The sequence below is a fragment of the Streptomyces sp. NPDC020801 genome (genome assembly GCF_044334385.1).
Classification (GTDB): Bacteria; Actinomycetota; Actinomycetes; order Streptomycetales; family Streptomycetaceae; genus Streptomyces.
On record NZ_JBIRST010000015.1, the window covers coordinates 54,262 to 68,535 of the forward strand.

Below are 14,274 nucleotides of genomic sequence, written 5' to 3' on the forward strand. Positions count from 1 at the left end.
CGGTTTTCCCGCCGCCGACGCCATGGTGACGTCCGTCCGGCCGCCCCGGAAGACGCCTTGCGGCCCTTGCTCCCCGTCGCCGGTTTGGAGTAGTCCCGCGAGAGATCGTCGCCCTCCCGGGCGATCGTGGGTGGACCACCCTTCTGGGTGCACCACCCTCTGACCGGGGGGCTACCGGCCTTCCGGAAGGCGAAAGCAGGCACGGCTCATGGCGACTTTGTGCAGACCCTCGGTGTCCGTTCCAGAGCACGTGATCACGATGGAGGAAACGCTGGAGCTCGCACGCTCCCGCCACGCGGACCACCCGCAACTCCCGCTGGCCCTCCGGCTGATCGAGAACACCGGTGTGCGTACCCGGCACATCGTGCAGCCCATCGAGGAGACCCTCAAGCACCCGGGCTTCGAGGAGCGCAACAAGCTCTACGAGCAGGAGGCGAAGGCCCGGGTCCCCGCGGTCATCCAGCGCGCGCTCGACGACGCCGAGCTCCTGACCACCGACATCGATGTCATCATCTACGTCTCGTGCACGGGCTTCATGATGCCCTCGCTCACGGCGTGGCTGATCAACGAGATGGACTTCGACTCGACCACGCGCCAGATACCCATAGCCCAGCTGGGCTGTGCGGCCGGCGGTGCGGCGATCAACCGGGCCCACGACTTCTGCACGGCCTACCCGGACGCCAACGTGCTCATCGTGGCCTGCGAGTTCTGCTCGCTGTGCTACCAGCCCACCGACCTCGGCGTCGGATCCCTGCTCTCCAACGGCCTGTTCGGTGACGGCATCGCCGCCGCCGTGGTCCGCGGCACGGGCGGCACCGGCGTCCGGCTGGAGCGCAACGGCTCGTACCTGATCCCCAAGACCGAGGACTGGATCGCGTACGAGGTCCGGGCGACCGGCTTCCACTTCCTGCTGGACAAGCGGGTGCCCGCCACGATGGAGCCGCTCGCCCCGGCCCTGCAGGAGCTGGCCGGAGTCCACGGCTGGGACGCGTCCGACCTGGACTTCTACGTCATCCACGCGGGCGGTCCCCGGATCCTCGACGACCTCAGCAAGTTCCTGCAGGTCGACCCGCACGCGTTCCGGTTCAGCCGGGCCACGCTCACCGAGTACGGCAACATCGCCAGCGCCGTCGTCCTGGACGCGCTGCGCCGGCTGTTCGACGAGGGCGGCGCCGAGAACCGGGCACGCGGGCTGCTCGCCGGGTTCGGTCCCGGCATCACCGCGGAGATGTCCCTGGGCCGCTGGCAGACGGAGGACGGGGCATGATCGAAGAGACGCTCACCGAGGCCCTGCCCCCGGTGCGGCACTGGCCGGTGCCCGATCTGACCGGCGTCGACTTCGACCCCGTGCTCACCGAGCTGATGCAGGAGGGCCCCCTCACGCGCATCGAGCTGCCCAACGGCGAGGGCTGGGCCTGGCTGGTGACCGGCATGGACGACGTGCGGATGGTCACCAACGATCCCCGGTTCGGCCGCGAGGCGGTCATGGAGCGGCAGGTCACCCGGCTGGCCCCGCACTTCATCCCGAGCCGCGGCGCGGTCGGTTTCCTGGACCCGCCCGACCACACCCGGCTGCGCCGCGCGGTCGCCCCGGCCTTCACGGCGCGGGGGGTCGAGCGGGTGCGGGACGACGCCCGGCGCATGCTGGACGAACTGGTCGACGAACTCGTCCAGGACGGCCCGCCCGCGGACCTCACCGCGGCGGTGCTGAGCCCGTTCCCGATCGCGGTGGTCTGCGAGCTGATGGGCGTTCCGGCCGCCGACCGGCACGGTGTGCACACCTGGACGCAGCTGATCCTGTCCTCCTCGCACGGCGCCCTGGTCAGCGAGCAGGCCAAGGAGGAGATGGGCACGTACTTCACCGAGCTCATCGACGCGCGTGCGGGCAGCGACGACGAGGACGTCACCTCGCTGCTCGGCGCCGCCGTGGGACGCGGCGAGATCACACTGGGGGAGGCCGTCGGTCTCGCGGTGCTCCTGCAGATCGGCGGCGAGGCGGTCACCAACAACAGCGGGCAGATGTTCTACGTCCTGCTGACCCGCCCCGAGCTGGCCGCCCGGCTGCGCGCCGAACCGGAGATCCGTCCGCAGGCCATCGACGAACTGCTGCGCTACATCCCGCACCGCAACGCGGTCGGGCTGTCCCGGATCGCCCTGGAGGACGTGGAGATCAAGGGGGTGCGGATCCGCGCGGGCGACCCGGTCTACGTGTCGTACCTGGCCGCCAACCGCGACCCGGAGGTCTTCCCGGACCCGGATTCGATCGACTTCGCGCGCGGCCCGAACCCGCATGTGGCGTTCGGCTTCGGCCCGCACTACTGCCCCGGCGGCCAGCTGGCCAGGCTGGAGTCGCAGCTGCTGGTCGACGCCCTCCTCGACCGGCTGCCGGGACTGAGACTGGCGGTGCCGCCGGGTCAGGTGCCCTTCCGGAAGGGCGCGTTGATCCGCGGGCCCGAGGCCCTGCCCGTGACGTGGTGAGCCTGCCATGAGCACGGAGGGACTGCTCGTGCCACCCGGTCAGGGCCGCATCGTCGAGACGCCGGCCCAGCGGGTGACCTTCAAGGTGACCGGCTCGCACTCGCGGGCGGCCTCCACCTTCGAGGTGGAGGTCCCGCCGGGGTTCGACGTGGGCGCCCATGTGCACACGCGCAGCGAGGAGTTGTTCTACGTGCTCGAGGGCGAGCTGGACGTGCTCGCCTTTGAGCCGCGGATCCGCACTCCCGACCACTGGCAGAGGTGGGAGTCCCGTTCCGGCAGCCGCGTGGTGCGGGCGACCCCGGGCACGGTCATCGTCGTGCCCCCGGGATGCCCGCACGCCTTCGCCAACCCCACGGACGCCCCGGCGAAGATGTTCTTCCAGGCGTCCCCGCCCCCGGATCACGAGCGGTACTTCGAGGAACTGCTGGAGATCCTGGGGAACGGGGGGCCGCCGGACCACGCGGCCATCGAGGAACTCAGGAAGCGCTACGACATCGAGCAGCTGACGCCGCTCAGGCACCGCTAGTGCTGTGGCCGGAAAGGTTTGCCGGAGAGCTCGCGGCGTCCGGTGCGGTGCGTCGCAAGGCGGAGCATCGCCCGCGTACTGGACGTACTCGGGTGATGCGGCGACGCGGCGAGGTGCCGTCCCGGGCGTCGCTAGCCGGTGAACCTTTCCGGTCGCAGCACCAGGTCCTGTCGCCGCGGGTAAGGAACCTGACTACAGGGCCTAACGGATCGGCATCCCCGAGATCGTGCGGGAGATCACCAGCCGCTGGATCTCGCTGGTGCCCTCGAAGATGGTGTAGATCGCCGCGTCGCGGTGCATCCGCTCCACCGGGTACTCCCGGGTGTAGCCGTTGCCGCCCAGGATCTGGATCGCCTGGGCGGTGACCTTCTTCGCCATCTCGCTGGCGAACAGCTTGGACATCGAGCCCTCGGCGGCCGTGAACGGCTTGCCGTTGACGGCCATCCACGAGGCACGCCACACCAGCAGCCGGGCGGCGTCGATCTGCGTGCGCATGTCGGCGAGCTGGAAGGCCACGCCCTGATTGTCGATGATCGGCCGGCCGAACTGCTCGCGGGTCTTCGCGTAGTCGAGGGCGACCTCGTACGCGGCCCTGGCGGTGCCCACCGCCATCGCGCCCACGGCCGGACGGGACGCCTCGAAGGTGGCCATCGCGGCGTTCTTCACGCGCTCGCCGCCCTTCTTCGCCTTCTCGCGGGCGCGGGCGAGCCGCTCGTCCAGCTTCTCCTTGCCGCCGAGCAGACAGGAGCCGGGGACACGGACGTTGTCCAGGATCACCTCGGCGGTGTGCGAGGCACGGATACCGTGCTTCTTGAACTTCTGCCCCTGCGCGAGGCCCGGGGTGCCCGGCGGGACGATGAAGGAGGCGTGGCCCTTGGAACCGAGTTCGGGGTCGACGACGGCGACGACCACATGGACGTTGGCGATGCCGCCGTTGGTCGCCCAGGTCTTGGTGCCGTTGATCACCCACTCGTCCTTGGCCTCGTCGTACACCGCGCGGGTGCGCATGGAGGCGACGTCGGAGCCGGCGTCGGGCTCGGAGGAACAGAAGGCGGCGACCTTGACGTCGTCCGCGTCGCCGTACATCTGCGGGACCCAGGTGCCGATCTGCTCCTCGGTGCCGTTGGCGAGGACGCCGACCGCGGCCAGTCCGGTGCCGACGATGGACAGGGCTATCCCGGCGTCGCCCCAGAACAACTCCTCCATGGCCATGGGAATGCCGAGGCCGGTGGAGTCGAAGTACTGCTGGGCGTAGAAGTCGAGGGAGTAGATGCCGACCTTCGCCGCCTCCTGGATGACCGGCCAGGGAGTCTCCTCACGCTCGTCCCATTCGGCGGCCGCGGGGCGGATGACGTCGGCGGCGAAGCCGTGCAGCCAGTCCCGGACCTCCTTCTGTTCGTCGTTGAGCTCCATGGTGAACCCGGTCATGTCCCCTCCAGCGGCGCACATGCGTGTTACTTGCGGTAACCCTACTGTGTTACCGGCCGGTAGGAAAAGTCAAATCCCGCGCCCGTCATCGGCAGCCCGTTCGATGTGCCGGGCGCGGTCAGTGTTACTTTGCGCAGGCGTCACCGAAACAGCACGGGTGGGGAGAGCTCATGGACACCACACAGCGGACCGATCAGCAGCGGTCCGCCGACCGCCGCCGGCGCGAGCTGCTGGAGGCCGCCGACCGGGTGGTGCTGCGCGACGGCCCGCAGGCGTCGATGAACGCGATCGCCGCCGAGGCCGGCATCACCAAGCCGATCCTCTACCGCCACTTCGGCGACAAGGGCGGCCTGTACGCCGCTCTCGCCCAACGGCACACCGACGCCCTGCTCGACTCGCTGCGGGCCGCGCTGGACGCCCCCGCGGAGCGGCGGGAGCGGGTGGAGTCCACCCTGGACACCTACCTCGCGGCGATCGAGGCCCGGCCGCAGGTGTACCGGTTCCTGATGCACCCCGCGGAGGGCAGCCCGGGCAGTGACCAGGGCTTCGACGTCGGCAAGCACTCCGCGCCGCTGCTGCGCCGGATGGGCGAGGAGCTGGCCCAGGTCATCGAGGAGCGGCTGGACCTCGGTCCGGGCAGCCAGCAGCTGGCCCGGGTGTGGGGCCACGGCATCGTCGGCATGATGCACGCCGCGGGCGACTGGTGGCTGGGCGAGCGCCCTTGCACCCGCGCGGAGTTGGTGCGCAGCCTGGCCGACCTCCTGTGGGGAAGACTGGCCGCGGCCGGAGACAAGATCGGCGGGCCGGGGTTCTAGGCACCCCGGCCGCCCGGCCGTTGCCTCCCCGGCTGGAACCGGGGCCGGGGTCCCACGTCCGGCACACGCCCGCGCGGCCTGCCACCGGCCGCACCTCCGCGCGGCCCGGCGGGCACCGGGCTCCCTGGGAGGGCAGGCATGCGCGCACCCCTCGGCCGGCAAGCGGGGGCCGGCACTCACCTCCCCCGGCCGGGCGGCCCGACATCCGCGTCCACCGGCCTCCCCGCCGGCCCCGGCGGCCCTAGACCCGCCGCCCCCACGGCGCCTTCGCCGCCTGCCTGAGCAGCTTGCGGCGGCGCCGGCCCGTGAGGTGGTCCGCGTACAGGCGGCCGTCCAGGTGGTCGCACTCGTGCTGCAGGCACCGGGCGAAGAAGCCCGTGCCGTGGACGGTGACCGGTTCCCCGCTCGCCGTGAAGCCCTCGACGACCGCGTGGTCGTAGCGCTCCGTCCCGGCCTCCAGGCCGGGCAGGGACAGACAGCCCTCCGGGCCACGGACGACCACGCCGTCGGTCTCGACCAGCCGCGGGTTCACCACATGGCCCAGGTGACGGACGTCCTCGTCGTCCGGGCAGTCGTAGACGAACACGCGCAGGGCCTCGCCCACCTGGTTCGCGGCCAGCCCCACGCCGCCCGCCGCGTACATCGTGGCGAACAAGTCCTCCACGAGCGCCGCCAGTTCCGGGCCGAAGCCGGTGACCTCCCGGCAGGGCGCGTGCAGCACCGGGTCGCCGAGCAGGGTGAGGGGCCGGACGCGCCCGCGGACGCCCGGGATCGAGCCTTGTCGCATGGCGGCAAGGGTACGGTCCTACCCGACGCGCGAAGGGCGCGCGGGCGCCGTCGCGGTGCCGGGATTCGGGAGCGGGAATGGATCTCGATAGGCTGAGGTCCTCACCACGTTGCCGGATGGCTCAGGCGCGGCGCGTACGCAAGGAGGATCGAGAACTGATGGCAGGCAACTCGGACCCGCTCACGCCGCGGGCCAAGCTGGCCGTGACCGCGGGCAAGGCGGTCGCTGCGGCATCGCGCGCCGCGGGGCGCGGCAGCGGTTCGGTGATCGGCGGTCGGGTGGCCCTCAGGCTCGACCCCGACCTGCTGGCCCGGCTCGCCCAGAACCTGGACGTCGTCCTGGTGTCGGCGACCAACGGCAAGACCACGACCACCCGGCTCATCGCGGAGGCGCTGCGGGCCGCCGGCCCGGTGGTCTCCAACGCGCTCGGCGCCAACATGCCCGCGGGCATCACCTCGGCGCTCGCGGGCGGCTCGGACGCCCGCTACGGCGTGATCGAGGTCGACGAGAAGTACCTCGCCGGCGTCGCCCGGGACACCGACCCCAAGTGCATCGCGCTGCTCAACCTCTCCCGCGACCAGCTGGACCGCGCCGCCGAGACCCGGATGCTCGCCGAGAACTGGCGTGAGGGGCTCAGCGGATCCAAGGCCGTGATCGTCGCCAACTGCGACGACCCGCTGGTGGTGTGGGCCGCGTCCTCCTCCCCCAACGTGATCTGGGTGGCCGCGGGCCAGATGTGGAAGGACGACGCCTGGTCCTGCCCGTCCTGCGGCGGTGTGATGCAGCGCCCCGGCGACGACTGGTTCTGCGGCGAGTGCGGCTTCCGCCGTCCCACGCCCAGCTGGGCGCTGAACGGCGACCACGTGCTCGACCCGCACGGCTCCGCCTGGCCGATCCACCTCCAGCTGCCGGGCCGCGCCAACAAGGCCAACGCCGCCTCCTCCGCGGCCGTGGCCGCCGTCTTCGGGGTGCCGCCGCAGGTGGCGCTGGAGCGGATGTACCAGGTGCAGGCGGTCGCCGGCCGCTACGACGTGGTGCAGTTCATGCAGCGCGACCTGCGGCTGCTGCTGGCGAAGAACCCGGCCGGCTGGCTGGAGACGTTCTCCCTGATCGACCCGCCGCCCACCCCGGTCATCCTGTCGGTGAACGCGCGCGGTGCCGACGGCACCGACACCTCCTGGCTGTGGGACGTCGACTACACCCGCCTGACCGGCCACCCGCTGTTCGTGATCGGCGACCGGAAGCTGGACCTCGCGGTGCGTCTGGAGGTCGCGAACCAGCACTTCCAGGTCTGCGAGAACCTCGACCAGGCCGTACAGCAGGCCCCGCCCGGCCGGATCGAGGTCATCGCCAACTACACCGCGTTCCAGGACCTGCGCCGCCGCGTCGGCAACTGACCACGGAGGACGAGCACTTCATGAGCGACAACCAACTGCGGCTGGTGTGGATCTACCCGGACCTGCTGAGCACCTACGGCGACCAGGGCAACGCGCTCGTCGTGGAGCGCCGGGCCCGGCAGCGCGGCCTGGACGTGGCCCGCCTCGACGTGCGCAGCGACCAGCCGATCCCGACCTCCGGCGACATCTACCTGATCGGCGGCGGCGAGGACCGGCCCCAGCGGCTCGCGGCCGAGCGACTGCGCCGCGACGGGCACCTGTACCAGGCCGTGCAGAACGGCGCCATCGTCTTCTCGGTCTGTGCCGGCTACCAGATCCTCGGCCACGAGTTCGTCAACGATCTCGGCCAGCGCGAGCCGGGCCTGGGCCTGCTCGACGTGGTGTCGGTGCGGGGCGAGGGCGAGCGGTGCGTCGGCGACGTGCTGGGCGACATCGACCCGCGCCTCAGCCTGCCTCCGCTGACCGGTTTCGAGAACCACCAGGGCGTCACCCACCTCGGCCCCACCGCCCGTCCCCTCGCCCAGGTCCGCCTGGGCAGGGGCAACGGCACCGGGGACGGCACGGAGGGCGCGTACAACGACACCGTCTTCGGCACGTACATGCACGGTCCGGTGCTCGCCCGCAACCCGCAGATCGCGGATCTGCTGCTGAAGCTGGCGCTCGACGTCAACGCGCTGCCGCCGATCGACGACCGCTGGTACGAGGCACTGCGCGACGAGCGCATCGCGGCTGCGCAGCAGCCCGCATAGGCACGGTGGCGCAGCAGCCCGCGTAGGCACGGTGGCGCGGCAGCCCGCCCAGGCGCCACCCGGCGGCCCGTACCGCGCACCTTCGCGCATCGGCCCACGTAGGAACGATTCTCCTGCTCGTCCGCCGGGGCCCGCGCGACACGCGTGCGCACCGGCCCGTCAGCACGGAGCGACCAGCCCGTCTGACGGGCCGTACGCACAGGTGAGCGGGCCAGTCCAGCAGGCGGACGCATGGTTCGGTCCTGCCCCCCGGTGCCGCTAGGGTGGCGGGGATCGAGCCGGACAGCGCGGTCCGGTCCCGTGCCCATGTGGAGAAGGTTATTCGGGCTATGCGCATTGGTGTCCTCACGTCCGGCGGCGACTGCCCCGGCCTGAACGCCGTCATCCGGTCCGTCGTGCACCGTGCCGTCGTCGACCACGGCGACGAGGTCATCGGCTTCCGCGACGGCTGGAAGGGCCTCTTGGAGTGCGACTACCTCAAGCTCGACCTCGACGCCGTCGGCGGCATCCTGGCCCGCGGCGGCACCATCCTCGGCTCCTCCCGGGTCCGTCCGGAGCACCTGCGTGACGGCGTGGAGCGGGCCAAGGGCCATGTCGAGGAGCTCGGGCTCGACGCGATCATCCCGATCGGCGGCGAGGGCACGCTCAAGGCGGCCCGGCTGCTGTCGGACAGCGGTCTGCCGATCGTCGGGGTGCCCAAGACCATCGACAACGACATCGCGGTCACCGACGTCACCTTCGGCTTCGACACCGCCGTGACCGTCGCCACCGAGGCGCTGGACCGCCTGAAGACCACCGCCGAGTCCCACCAGCGCGTGCTGATCGTGGAGGTCATGGGCCGCCACACCGGCTGGATCGCGCTGCAGTCCGGCATGGCGGCCGGCGCCCACGCCATCGTCGTCCCCGAACGGCCCTTCGACATCGAGGAGCTGGCGAAGAAGGTCGGCGAGCGCTTCGCGGCGGGCAAGCGGTTCGCGATCGTGGTGGCCGCTGAGGGCGCCAAGCCCCGGGCGGGCACCATGGACTTCGACGAGGGCGGCAAGGACATCTACGGCCACGAACGGTTCGCCGGTGTCGCCCGGCAGCTCTCGCTGGAGCTGGAGGAGCGCCTCGGCAAGGAGGCCCGGCCGGTCATCCTCGGGCACGTCCAGCGCGGCGGCACGCCGACCGCGTACGACCGCGTGCTGGCCACCCGGTTCGGCTGGCACGCCGTGGAGGCCGTGCACCGCGGGGAGTTCGGCCGGATGACCGCGCTGCGTGGCACGGACATCGTGATGGTGCCGCTGGCCAAGGCCGTGGAGACCCTCAAGACGGTCCCGGCGGAGCGGTACGCAGAGGCGGAGTGCGTGTTGTAGAAGACGCACCAAGCACAAACCGCCCCCGGCCGCAAGAGCGGCCGGGGGCGGTTCTACTCTGGGTGCGGACAGACAGCTGCGGATGGGCACAGCTGTGGTCGGACAGCGCACAACCCCCACGAACCAGGAGCCGGCGGATGGATCACAGCGGCCACGGCATGACGATGGACCTGCCGCCGTTCACGCTGGGACGTGGCCTCGAGTGGTCCGCCGACCCCTTCTTCCTCGTCGCCTGCCTGCTCGGCCTCGGCCTGTACGGCTGGGGCGTGCTGCGGCTGCGGCGGCGCGGCGACTCCTGGCCGGTGGGCCGGACCGTCGCGTACGCCGCCGGCGTGCTGACCGTGATGCTGGTGATGTGCACCGGGCTGAACGACTACGGCATGGTCATGTTCAGTGTGCACATGGTCCAGCACATGGTCATCAGCATGCTGTCACCGATCCTGATCCTGCTCGGCGCCCCGGTCACGCTGGCGCTGCGCGCGCTGCCCCCCGCCGGCAAGGGCCGCAAGGGGCCGCGTGAGCTGCTGCTCGCGCTGCTGCACAGCCGCTACATGCGGATCGTCACGCACCCCGCCTTCACCATCCCGATGTTCATCGCGAGCCTCTACGCGCTGTACTTCACGCCGATCTTCGACTTCCTGATGGGGTCGAAGGCGGGGCACATCGCGATGATGGTGCACTTCCTCGCGGTCGGCCTGGCGTTCTTCTGGCCGATCATGGGTGTCGACCCGGGCCCGAACCGGCCGGGCCATCTGATGCGGATGCTGGAGCTGTTCGCGGGCATGCCCTTCCACGCGTTCTTCGGGATCGCCCTGATGATGGCGTCCACTCCCATGGTCGAGACCTTCAGGAACCCGCCGGCCTCGCTCGGCATCGAGGCCCTCTCCGACCAGACGGCCGCCGGCGGCATCGCCTGGGCGTTCAGCGAGGTCCCCTCCGTGCTGGTGCTGCTCGCGCTGCTCTTCCAGTGGTACCGCTCCGAGCAGCGGCAGGCCAAGCGCAAGGACCGGGCCGCCGACCGCGACGGCGACAAGGAGCTCGAGGCCTACAACGCCTATCTCGCCTCGCTCAACGCACGCGGGAACTGAAGCCCCGGAACCGACACCCCGGTACCGACGCCCTGGAACCGAGGCCCCGAGTGAAAGCCCGGAATCGGAGGGCGCATCCCCCACCTCCTCCCCCACGCTGTCCGCAGACGGCGGATCGGGGCACCATGGAGCAGGACGGACCATGAGGAGGGTGTCGCGATGCCCGGTTCCACGGACGGTTCCACGAAGGCGATGGGGGTGCTCACCGTCGGCGCCCTTGTCGTGGTGACGGCCTACACGGTGGCGCTCGGCGGCAACGGCTGGCTGTGGTTCGGCTGGGTCGTGCTGGGCCTGATCACCCTCGGCATGATCGCCACCCGCAGCACCTGACGCCCTCTGCGGGGCGTGTTCGGCCCTCACTCCCCGGGCAGCCGCCCCGCGGAGTGCACGCCCGGCTGGTACTTCGGCAGCCGGGCGGTGATCTTCATACCCGCGCCGGGCGCGGTCTCGATGACCAGGCCGTGGTCGTCGCCGTAGACCTGGCGGAGCCGGTCGTCGACGTTGGACAGCCCGATGCCGCCCGACGGGCTGACCTCACCGGCGAGGATGCGGCGCAGCAGGGCGGGGTCCATGCCGGCGCCGTCGTCCTCGATGACCACCAGCGCCTCGGCGGCCGCGTCCTGGGCGGTGATACGGATGCGGCAGGTACCGGTCTTGCCCTCCAGCCCGTGCTTGACGGCGTTCTCGACCAGCGGCTGCAGGCACAGGAAGGGCAGGGCGACCGGGAGCACCTCCGGGGCGATCTGGAGGGTGACGGCGAGACGGTCGCCGAAGCGGGCCCGGACGAGCGCCAGGTAGTGCTCGATGGCGTGGAGCTCGTCGGCCAGCGTGGTGAAGTCGCCGTGCCGGCGGAAGGAGTAGCGGGTGAAGTCGGCGAACTCCAGCAGCAGCTCGCGGGCGCGCTCGGGGTCGGTGCGGACGAACGAGGCGATCACCGCGAGCGAGTTGAAGACGAAGTGCGGGGAGATCTGGGCGCGCAGTGCCTTGACCTCGGCCTCGATGAGCCGGGTGCGGGAGTCGTCGAGGTCGGCGAGTTCCAGCTGGACGGAGACCCAGCGGGCGACCTCGGCGGCGGCCCGGACCAGGACGGCGGACTCGCGGGGCGCGCAGGCGACGAGGGCGCCGTGCACCCGGTCGTCGACGGTGAGCGGGGCGACGACGGCCCACCGCACCGGGCAGTCCGGTATCTCGCAGGTGAGCCGGAAGGCCTCGCCGCGGCCGGTGTCCAGCGGACCGGTGAGCCGGTCCATGATCTCGCCGCGGTGGTGTGCGCCCACGCCGTCCCAGGCCAGGACCTGTTCGTCGTCCGTGAGGCAGAGCGCGTCGGTGCCGAGCAGCGAGCGCAGCCGGCGGGCCGACTTGCGGGCGGTCTCCCCGGTCAGACCCGCCCGCAGCGGGGGCGCGGCCAGCGAGGCGGTGTGCAGGGTCTGGAAGGTGGCGTGCTCCACGGGGGTGCCGAGCCCGCCGAGGCTCTGTGGGCGGGCGGTGCGCCGGCCGAGCCAGTAGCCGGCGGCGAGCAGCGGCAGCACGGCCACGCACATCCCGGCGAGGAACCCGCTCACGTCCTCACCTCCGCCCGCAGTTGTTCGGGCAGGTGGAACCGGGCGAGGATGGCCGCGGTCCGGGGCGGCACCCGGCCCGGCGTGGCCAGGGACACCAGCGTCATGGTGAGGAAGCCCAGCGGCACGGACCACAGGGCGGGCCAGGCGAGCAGCGCGTGCAGTGGTCCGGTGCCCGGGAAGCCCGCCATGGTCGCGGCGACGGCGACGAGTGCGGCACCGCCGCCCGTCAGCATCCCGGCGGCCGCGCCGGGCGGGGTGAGCCGCCGCCACCAGATGCCGAGGACGAGCAGCGGGCAGAACGAGGAGGCGGACACCGCGAAGGCGAGCCCGACCGCGTCGGCCACCGGCAGCCCTCCGACCAGGACGCTCGCGGCCAGCGGCACGGCCATGGCGAGCACCGTGCCGAGCCGGAAGTGCCGCACTCCCCGCGAGGGCAGCACGTCCTGGGTGAGCACCCCGGCCACCGCCAGGGTGAGGCCGGAGGCGGTGGACAGGAACGCGGCGAAGGCGCCGCCCGCGACCAGCGCGCCGAGCAGGTCGCCGCCGAGGCCGCCGATCATGCGGTCGGGCAGCAGCAGGACGGCGGCGTCCGCGTTCCCGGTGAGGGTCAGCTCCGGGGCGTAGAGACGGCCGAGGGCGCCGTAGAGGGGTGGCAGCAGGTAGAAGCCGCCGACCAGGCCGAGCACGGCCACCGTGGTACGGCGGGCGGCGACGCCGTGGGGGCTGGTGTAGAAGCGGACGACGACGTGCGGCAGGCCCATGGTGCCGAGGAAGGTGGCGAGGATCAGTCCGTACGTGGCGTACAGCGGGCGTTCCTCGCGGCCGGTGGCGAGCGGGGTGGACATGCCGCCGCCCGCGCCGCGCTCGGCCGCGGGGACGGCGGCACCCCGGGCGAAGGTGAGCCGGGTGCCGCGCTCGACGTGATGGGTGCCGGCGGGCAGGCTCACCCGCCGGCCGTGGTGGGTACGGCCGTCGACGCTGCCGCTGACGGTGACGGTGAGTGGGCGGTCGAGGGTGAGGTCGAGGGTGTCGTCGACGCGTACGGTGCGCTGCTCGCGGAAGGCGGCCGGCTCCGTGAAGGCGTGTCGGGGCGCGCCGTCACCCTGCCACGCGAGCACGAGGAAGAGCGCGGGGACGAGCAGGGCGGTCAGTTTCAGCCAGTACTGGAAGGCCTGGACGAAGGTGATGCTGCGCATGCCGCCCGCGGCGACCGTGGCCACCACCACGACGGCGACGATCACTCCGCCGAGCGCTTCGGGCGCCCCGGTGAGCACGGCCAGGGTCAGCCCCGCGCCCTGGAGCTGGGGCAGCAGATAGAGCCAGCCGACCCCGACGACAAAGCCGCCCGCGAGCCGCCGTACGCCCGGTGAGGCGAGCCGGGCCTCGGCGAAGTCGGGCAGTGTGTAGGCGCCGGAGCGGCGCAGCGGGGCGGCGACGAACAGCAGCAGCACCAGATAGCCGGCCGTGTAGCCGACCGGGTACCACAGCATGTCCGGGCCCTGGACGAGGACCAGGCCCGCGATGCCCAGGAAGGAGGCGGCGGAGAGGTACTCGCCGCTGATGGCGGCCGCGTTCAGGCGCGGGCCGACGGTGCGGGAGGCGACGTAGAAGTCGGAGGTGGTGCGGGAGATGCGCAGGCCGAACGCGCCGACGAGCACGGTGGCCACGACGACGAGGGCGACGGCGGGGACGGTGTAGGCGGAGTTCAACGGCTGATCCCGGCCTCAGCGGTCCTCGACGAGCCGGACGAAGTCGCGTTCGTTGCGCTCGGCGCGGCGCACGTACCAGCGGGCGAGCAGCACCAGCGGGGCGTAGAGGCAGAAGCCGAGGACCGTCCAGGTGAGGCGGCGGGCCTCCGGGGCGGCCGCGAAGACCAGCGGAAGCGGGCCGACGAGCAGCACGAGCACCGCGAACACCGTGAGCGCGGCGCGCAGTTGGCTGCGCATCAGGGAGCGGACGTAGGTGTGGCCGAGGGTGGTCTGCTCGTCGATCTCGGTGCGCGGGCGGTAACGGCCCGGGGCCCGGCGGGTGCGGCGGGACGGCCCGGTGACGACGACACGGCGCTCGGTCGGGTCCTGCGGCATGGTTG

13 protein-coding genes and 1 pseudogene are annotated in these 14,274 nt (G+C 72.1%); 9 read left to right on the plus strand and 5 right to left on the minus strand.

Annotated features, from left to right (window positions below):
* Positions 1-199: 199 nt before the first annotated feature.
* The 3 genes and pseudogenes from ACH4UM_RS27580 to ACH4UM_RS27590 form a co-directional block, all read left to right on the plus strand.
* Positions 200-1,267, plus strand: a pseudogene (locus ACH4UM_RS27580) (type III polyketide synthase); the annotation flags it as partial.
* Positions 1,264-2,478, plus strand: coding sequence for a cytochrome P450 (locus tag ACH4UM_RS27585; RefSeq protein WP_398184687.1), 1,215 nt, complete (start codon positions 1,264-1,266; stop codon positions 2,476-2,478). The pseudogene ACH4UM_RS27580 and the gene ACH4UM_RS27585, both read left to right, overlap by 4 nt.
* A gap of 7 nt (positions 2,479-2,485) precedes the next feature.
* On the plus strand, positions 2,486-3,004 hold the full coding sequence (locus tag ACH4UM_RS27590) for a cupin domain-containing protein (RefSeq protein WP_398184690.1): 519 nt from the start codon (positions 2,486-2,488) through the stop codon (positions 3,002-3,004).
* A gap of 201 nt (positions 3,005-3,205) precedes the next feature.
* Here the strand turns inward: ACH4UM_RS27590 and ACH4UM_RS27595 are convergent, their stop codons facing one another.
* Positions 3,206-4,432 carry an acyl-CoA dehydrogenase family protein gene (locus ACH4UM_RS27595; protein WP_398184692.1) on the minus strand — a complete coding sequence of 409 codons (1,227 nt, stop codon included), beginning with the start codon at positions 4,430-4,432 and terminating at the stop codon, positions 3,206-3,208.
* A 170-nt stretch (positions 4,433-4,602) separates the two neighbouring features.
* Here ACH4UM_RS27595 and ACH4UM_RS27600 point away from each other — a divergent pair, with 170 nt between their 5' ends.
* The gene (locus ACH4UM_RS27600; RefSeq protein WP_398184695.1) at positions 4,603-5,247 is read left to right on the plus strand and encodes a TetR family transcriptional regulator; all 645 of its coding nucleotides are present in this window, start codon (positions 4,603-4,605) and stop codon (positions 5,245-5,247) included.
* Between the two features lie 241 nt (positions 5,248-5,488).
* Here the strand turns inward: ACH4UM_RS27600 and def are convergent, their stop codons facing one another.
* Positions 5,489-6,034: a peptide deformylase gene (gene def / locus ACH4UM_RS27605; protein ID WP_398184697.1), complete on the minus strand. Its 546-nt coding sequence runs from the start codon at positions 6,032-6,034 to the stop codon at positions 5,489-5,491.
* Between the two features lie 158 nt (positions 6,035-6,192).
* Between def and ACH4UM_RS27610 the strand changes: the two genes are divergently transcribed.
* The 5 genes from ACH4UM_RS27610 to ACH4UM_RS27630 all read left to right on the plus strand — a co-directional run bounded on the left by ACH4UM_RS27610 (position 6,193) and on the right by ACH4UM_RS27630 (position 10,953).
* Positions 6,193-7,431: a MurT ligase domain-containing protein gene (locus ACH4UM_RS27610; protein ID WP_398184700.1), complete on the plus strand. Its 1,239-nt coding sequence runs from the start codon at positions 6,193-6,195 to the stop codon at positions 7,429-7,431.
* Positions 7,432-7,451: 20 nt separating this feature from the next.
* Entirely contained in the window at positions 7,452-8,180 is a 729-nt protein-coding gene (locus ACH4UM_RS27615) for a type 1 glutamine amidotransferase (protein WP_398184703.1), read from the plus strand.
* Positions 8,181-8,509: 329 nt separating this feature from the next.
* A complete protein-coding gene (locus tag ACH4UM_RS27620; RefSeq protein ID WP_398184705.1) occupies positions 8,510-9,535 on the plus strand; it encodes a 6-phosphofructokinase in 1,026 nt (341 codons plus the stop codon).
* A 137-nt stretch (positions 9,536-9,672) separates the two neighbouring features.
* Entirely contained in the window at positions 9,673-10,623 is a 951-nt protein-coding gene (locus tag ACH4UM_RS27625; RefSeq protein WP_398184707.1) for a cytochrome c oxidase assembly protein, read from the plus strand.
* A 159-nt stretch (positions 10,624-10,782) separates the two neighbouring features.
* A complete protein-coding gene (locus ACH4UM_RS27630) occupies positions 10,783-10,953 on the plus strand; it encodes a hypothetical protein (RefSeq protein WP_398184708.1) in 171 nt (56 codons plus the stop codon).
* Positions 10,954-10,979: 26 nt separating this feature from the next.
* On the opposite strand, the gene ACH4UM_RS27635 is transcribed toward ACH4UM_RS27630, so the two are convergent.
* Genes ACH4UM_RS27635 through ACH4UM_RS27645 form a run of 3 tightly spaced genes read right to left on the minus strand, consistent with a single transcriptional unit; the run spans position 10,980 to position 14,269 of the window.
* Positions 10,980-12,185: a sensor histidine kinase gene (locus ACH4UM_RS27635; RefSeq protein ID WP_398184709.1), complete on the minus strand. Its 1,206-nt coding sequence runs from the start codon at positions 12,183-12,185 to the stop codon at positions 10,980-10,982.
* Complete coding sequence (locus tag ACH4UM_RS27640; protein ID WP_398184711.1) at positions 12,182-13,894, minus strand: cation acetate symporter; 1,713 nt, start codon at positions 13,892-13,894, stop codon at positions 12,182-12,184. The genes ACH4UM_RS27635 and ACH4UM_RS27640 overlap by 4 nt, the downstream gene beginning before the upstream one ends.
* Before the next feature lie 15 nt (positions 13,895-13,909).
* Complete coding sequence (locus ACH4UM_RS27645; RefSeq protein ID WP_398184713.1) at positions 13,910-14,269, minus strand: hypothetical protein; 360 nt, start codon at positions 14,267-14,269, stop codon at positions 13,910-13,912.
* Between the last annotated feature and the right edge of the window lie 5 nt (positions 14,270-14,274).

Coding starts and splice junctions, on each gene's coding strand:
- ACH4UM_RS27615 (WP_398184703.1), top strand. CDS start 7,452: ATGAGCGACAACCAACTGCGGCTGGTGTGGATCTACCCGGACCTGCTG.
- ACH4UM_RS27620 (WP_398184705.1), top strand. CDS start 8,510: ATGCGCATTGGTGTCCTCACGTCCGGCGGCGACTGCCCCGGCCTGAAC.
- ACH4UM_RS27625 (WP_398184707.1), top strand. CDS start 9,673: ATGGATCACAGCGGCCACGGCATGACGATGGACCTGCCGCCGTTCACG.
- ACH4UM_RS27610 (WP_398184700.1), top strand. CDS start 6,193: ATGGCAGGCAACTCGGACCCGCTCACGCCGCGGGCCAAGCTGGCCGTG.
- ACH4UM_RS27585 (WP_398184687.1), top strand. CDS start 1,264: ATGATCGAAGAGACGCTCACCGAGGCCCTGCCCCCGGTGCGGCACTGG.
- ACH4UM_RS27630 (WP_398184708.1), top strand. CDS start 10,783: ATGCCCGGTTCCACGGACGGTTCCACGAAGGCGATGGGGGTGCTCACC.
- ACH4UM_RS27590 (WP_398184690.1), top strand. CDS start 2,486: ATGAGCACGGAGGGACTGCTCGTGCCACCCGGTCAGGGCCGCATCGTC.
- ACH4UM_RS27645 (WP_398184713.1), bottom strand. CDS start 14,269: ATGCCGCAGGACCCGACCGAGCGCCGTGTCGTCGTCACCGGGCCGTCC.
- ACH4UM_RS27600 (WP_398184695.1), top strand. CDS start 4,603: ATGGACACCACACAGCGGACCGATCAGCAGCGGTCCGCCGACCGCCGC.
- ACH4UM_RS27595 (WP_398184692.1), bottom strand. CDS start 4,432: ATGACCGGGTTCACCATGGAGCTCAACGACGAACAGAAGGAGGTCCGG.
- def (WP_398184697.1), bottom strand. CDS start 6,034: ATGCGACAAGGCTCGATCCCGGGCGTCCGCGGGCGCGTCCGGCCCCTC.